The sequence below is a fragment of the Streptococcus suis genome (genome assembly GCF_002964045.1).
GTDB lineage: Bacteria > Bacillota > Bacilli > Lactobacillales > Streptococcaceae > Streptococcus > Streptococcus suis_U.
In genome coordinates, this window is record NZ_POPB01000421.1 from 1 (window position 1) to 308 (window position 308).

A 308-nucleotide genomic window follows, 5' to 3' on the forward strand; every position below is an offset into this window, starting at 1 on the left:
GATATTCTCCGTCAGAATCTTTCCCTATCCGAAGATAGCTTAGACGTTCTATACAAAGACGAAAACCTGCCAGAAGCAATTGCGGGAAAGATGGCAGAAAATCATCTAGGAACGTTTTCCTTACCTTTTTCTGTACTTCCAGAACTTCTAGTGGATGGACAAACTTATTCTGTACCGATGGTTACTGAAGAACCTTCTGTGGTTGCAGCTGCGTCTTTCGGAGCCAAAATCATCGCTAAATCTGGCGGTTTTACAACGACTATTCACAACCGTATCATGATTGGACAAGTTGCTCTCTACGAAGATCG

At 42.9% G+C, this 308-nt stretch carries 1 pseudogene; it reads left to right on the top strand.

Features of this window, described 5'->3' with window-relative positions:
* A pseudogene (locus C1E99_RS10795) lies at positions 1–308 on the top strand (3-hydroxy-3-methylglutaryl-CoA reductase); the annotation flags it as partial.